The sequence below is a fragment of the Vibrio sp. zbq_1 genome (assembly GCF_043102935.1).
Taxonomy (GTDB): domain Bacteria; phylum Pseudomonadota; class Gammaproteobacteria; order Enterobacterales; family Vibrionaceae; genus Vibrio; species Vibrio parahaemolyticus.
On record NZ_JBICJH010000040.1, the window covers coordinates 1 to 4101 of the forward strand.

Genomic DNA, 4101 nt, shown 5'->3' on the forward strand with positions numbered 1-4101 from the left:
TTAAAACAGGAAAAACCGGGGGAACTTGGCGAAATAGCACGAGTATTGGCGGAGAATAACATTAATATTTTAGTGCAATACAGTGACCATGCTAACCAACTGATATTAATAACGGACAATGATAGTATGGCTGCATCTGTTACGCTCCCTTGGGCAATAAAGTGAACTTGCGATGGCTAATTTAATACGAAAAGAGGTTACCTTTGAGTCCTCAATAGCCGCGATAGGGGCGGCTATGTCTGACATTTCACGAGTTAAAATACTCAGTGCTTTGATGGATGGGCGAGCTTGGACGGCCACTGAGCTAAGTTCTGTGGCGAATATATCAGCTTCAACGGCGAGCAGTCATTTATCTAAATTATTAGATTGCCAGCTAATCACAGTAGTAGCTCAAGGCAAGCATCGTTATTTTCGGCTAGCAGGAAAAGATATTGCTGAATTGATGGAAAGTATGATGGGGATCTCCTTAAACCATGGCGTACATGCCAAAGTTTCCACGCCAGTGCATTTACGAAAAGCACGTACTTGCTATGATCATTTAGCTGGCGAAGTTGCCGTTAAGATCTATGATTCCCTTTGTCAACAGCAATGGATCACTGAAAATGGTTCAATGATCACATTAAGTGGTATTCAATATTTTCATGAAATGGGAATTGACGTTCCTTCCAAACATTCACGTAAAATCTGTTGTGCGTGTTTAGATTGGAGTGAACGCCGTTTCCATTTAGGTGGGTACGTTGGAGCCGCATTATTTTCGCTTTATGAATCTAAAGGGTGGTTAACTCGACATCTTGGTTACCGTGAAGTTACCATCACGGAAAAAGGTTATGCTGCTTTTAAGACCCACTTTCACATTTAAGTTGTTTTTCTAATCCGCATATGATCAATTCAAGGCCGAATAAGAAGGCTGGCTCTGCACCTTGGTGATCAAATAATTCGATAGCTTGTCGTAATAATGGCGGCATACTATCAGTAGTAGGTGTTTCCCTTTCTTCTTTAGCGACTTGATGCTCTTGATCTTCCAATACGCAACCTAAAGTAAAATGCCCCACAGCGCTGAGTGCATATAATGCATTCTCTAGTGAAAAACCTTGTTGGCATAAAAAGGCTAATTGATTTTCGAGAGTTTCATACTGTTTTTCTGTAGGCCGTGTACCTAAATGTACTTTTGCTCCATCGCGATGACTTAGTAAAGCACATCTAAAACTTTTAGCGTTATTACGTAAAAAATCTTGCCAGCTTTCCCCTTCTAAAGGGCAAAAGTGAGTATGGTGCCTATCTAACATCTCAATGGCTAAGGCGTCGAGCAAAGCCCGCTTATTTTTTACATGCCAATACAATGTAGGCTGCTCTACACCTAGCTTCTGGGCGAGTTTACGGGTTGTTAAACCTTCGATTCCGACCTCATTAAGCAGCTCTAATGCGCTGTTAATCACTTTACTTTTATCTAATCTAGACATCATTAATTCCTAATTTTTGTTGACACTCTATCATTGATAGAGTTATTTTACCACTCCCTATCAGTGATAGAGAAAAGTGAAATGAATAGTTCGACAAAGATCGCATTGGTAATTACGTTACTCGATGCCATGGGGATTGGCCTTATCATGCCAGTCTTGCCAACGTTATTACGTGAATTTATTGCTTCGGAAGATATCGCTAACCACTTTGGCGTATTGCTTGCACTTTATGCGTTAATGCAGGTTATCTTTGCTCCTTGGCTTGGAAAAATGTCTGACCGATTTGGTCGGCGCCCAGTGCTGTTGTTGTCATTAATAGGCGCATCGCTGGATTACTTATTGCTGGCTTTTTCAAGTGCGCTTTGGATGCTGTATTTAGGCCGTTTGCTTTCAGGGATCACAGGAGCTACTGGGGCTGTCGCGGCATCGGTCATTGCCGATACCACCTCAGCTTCTCAACGCGTGAAGTGGTTCGGTTGGTTAGGGGCAAGTTTTGGGCTTGGTTTAATAGCGGGGCCTATTATTGGTGGTTTTGCAGGAGAGATTTCACCGCATAGTCCCTTTTTTATCGCTGCGTTGCTAAATATTGTCACTTTCCTTGTGGTTATGTTTTGGTTCCGTGAAACCAAAAATACACGTGATAATACAGATACCGAAGTAGGGGTTGAGACGCAATCGAATTCGGTATACATCACTTTATTTAAAACGATGCCCATTTTGTTGATTATTTATTTTTCAGCGCAATTGATAGGCCAAATTCCCGCAACGGTGTGGGTGCTATTTACCGAAAATCGTTTTGGATGGAATAGCATGATGGTTGGCTTTTCATTAGCGGGTCTTGGTCTTTTACACTCAGTATTCCAAGCCTTTGTGGCAGGAAGAATAGCCACTAAATGGGGCGAAAAAACGGCAGTACTGCTCGGATTTATTGCAGATAGTAGTGCATTTGCCTTTTTAGCGTTTATATCTGAAGGTTGGTTAGTTTTCCCTTTTTTAATTTTATTGGCTGGTGGTGGGATCGCTTTACCTGCATTACAGGGAGTGATGTCTATCCAAACAAAGAGTCATCAGCAAGGTGCTTTACAGGGATTATTGGTGAGCCTTACCAATGCAACCGGTGTTATTGGCCCATTACTGTTTGCTGTTATTTATAATCATTCACTACCAATTTGGGATGGCTGGATTTGGATTATTGGTTTAGCGTTTTACTGTATTATTATCCTGCTATCGATGACCTTCATGTTAACCCCTCAAGCTCAGGGGAGTAAACAGGAGACAAGTGCTTAGTTATTTCGTCACCAAATGATGTTATTCCGCGAAATATAATGACCCTCTTGATAACCCAAGAGGGCATTTTTTACGATAAAGAAGATTTAGCTTCAAATAAAACCTATCTATTTTATTTATCTTTCAAGCTCAATAAAAAGCCGCGGTAAATAGCAATAAATTGGCCTTTTTTATCGGCAAGCTCTTTTAGGTTTTTCGCATGTATTGCGATATGCATAAACCAGCCATTGAGTAAGTTTTTAAGCACATCATCATCATAAGCTTTAAGTTGGTTCTCTTGGATCAATTTGCTGACAATGGCGTTTACCTTACCAGTAATGTATTCAAGGCTAATTTTTTCAAGTTCATTCCAACCAATGATAGGCATCACTTCTTGGATAGGGATAAGGTTTTTATTATTATCAATAATATAATCAAGATAATGTTCAAATATACTTTCTAAGGCAGACCAACCATTTGTTAAATCAGTTTTTGTTGTGATGTAGGCATCAATCATAATTAATTGCTGCTTATAACAGGCACTGAGTAATTGTTTTTTATTTTTAAAGTGATGATAAAAGGCACCTTTGGTCACCAACGCTTTTCCCGAGATCTCATCTATTGAAACAGCTTGATAGCCTTTTTCAACAAACAATATTCGTGCTGAGTTAACCAGTGATTGATAGGTACTCTTAAAATTTTCTTGTTGATGATTTTTATTTTCCATGATAGATTTAAAATAACATACCGTCAGTATGTTTATGGTATCATGATGATGTGGTCGTGACAATCTTAAGAACATTTAGGTTATTTTATGTATATTGAACAGCATTCTCGCTATCAAAATAAAGCTAATAACATCCAATTAAGATATGATGATAAGCAGTTTCATACAACGGTTATCAAAGATGTTCTATTATGGATTGAACATAATTTAGATCAGTCTTTACTGCTTGATGATGTGGCGAATAAAGCGGGTTATACCAAGTGGTATTTTCAGCGGCTGTTCAAAAAAGTAACAGGGGTCACACTGGCTAGCTATATTCGTGCTCGTCGTTTGACGAAAGCGGCTGTTGAGTTGAGGTTGACGAAAAAAACTATCCTTGAGATCGCATTAAAATATCAATTTGATTCCCAACAATCTTTTACACGTCGATTTAAGTACATTTTTAAGGTTACACCAAGTTATTATCGGCGTAATAAATTATGGGAATTGGAGGCAATGCACTGAGAGATCCCCTCATAATTTCCCCAAAGCGTAACCATGTGTGAATAAATTTTGAGCTAGTAGGGTTGCAGCCACGAGTAAGTCTTCCCTTGTTATTGTGTAGCCAGAATGCCGCAAAACTTCCATGCCTAAGCGAACTGTTGAGAG

The 4101-nt window shown here is 39.4% G+C and carries 5 protein-coding genes and 2 pseudogenes; 4 read left to right on the forward strand and 3 right to left on the reverse strand.

Features of this window, described 5'->3' with window-relative positions; genetic code table 11:
• Both ACF8CV_RS17880 and ACF8CV_RS17885 read left to right on the forward strand, forming a co-directional pair.
• Positions 1-165: pseudogene (locus tag ACF8CV_RS17880) on the forward strand (amino acid-binding protein); the annotation flags it as partial.
• Positions 166-172: 7 nt separating this feature from the next.
• Positions 173-859, forward strand: coding sequence for a helix-turn-helix transcriptional regulator (locus ACF8CV_RS17885; RefSeq protein ID WP_001284954.1), 687 nt, complete (start codon positions 173-175; stop codon positions 857-859).
• On the opposite strand, the gene tetR(B) is transcribed toward ACF8CV_RS17885, so the two are convergent.
• Entirely contained in the window at positions 837-1460 is a 624-nt protein-coding gene (gene tetR(B), locus ACF8CV_RS17890) for a tetracycline resistance transcriptional repressor TetR(B) (protein WP_000088605.1), read from the reverse strand. The genes ACF8CV_RS17885 and tetR(B) overlap by 23 nt on opposite strands.
• A gap of 81 nt (positions 1461-1541) precedes the next feature.
• Between tetR(B) and tet(B) the strand changes: the two genes are divergently transcribed.
• A complete protein-coding gene (gene tet(B) / locus ACF8CV_RS17895; RefSeq protein ID WP_031944061.1) occupies positions 1542-2747 on the forward strand; it encodes a tetracycline efflux MFS transporter Tet(B) in 1206 nt (401 codons plus the stop codon).
• A 112-nt stretch (positions 2748-2859) separates the two neighbouring features.
• On the opposite strand, the gene tetC is transcribed toward tet(B), so the two are convergent.
• A complete protein-coding gene (tetC, locus tag ACF8CV_RS17900) occupies positions 2860-3453 on the reverse strand; it encodes a tetracyline resistance-associated transcriptional repressor TetC (protein ID WP_000428546.1) in 594 nt (197 codons plus the stop codon).
• Positions 3454-3540: 87 nt separating this feature from the next.
• Here tetC and ACF8CV_RS17905 point away from each other — a divergent pair, with 87 nt between their 5' ends.
• Positions 3541-3957 (forward strand): helix-turn-helix domain-containing protein, encoded by a 417-nt coding sequence (locus ACF8CV_RS17905; protein ID WP_000275180.1) that lies wholly within the window; start codon positions 3541-3543, stop codon positions 3955-3957.
• Positions 3958-3966: 9 nt separating this feature from the next.
• Here ACF8CV_RS17905 and ACF8CV_RS17910 read toward each other — a convergent pair.
• Positions 3967-4101 (reverse strand): annotated as a pseudogene (locus tag ACF8CV_RS17910) (IS4 family transposase); the annotation flags it as partial.

Coding starts and splice junctions, on each gene's coding strand:
- tetC (WP_000428546.1), bottom strand. CDS start 3,453: ATGGAAAATAAAAATCATCAACAAGAAAATTTTAAGAGTACCTATCAA.
- ACF8CV_RS17905 (WP_000275180.1), top strand. CDS start 3,541: ATGTATATTGAACAGCATTCTCGCTATCAAAATAAAGCTAATAACATC.
- ACF8CV_RS17885 (WP_001284954.1), top strand. CDS start 173: ATGGCTAATTTAATACGAAAAGAGGTTACCTTTGAGTCCTCAATAGCC.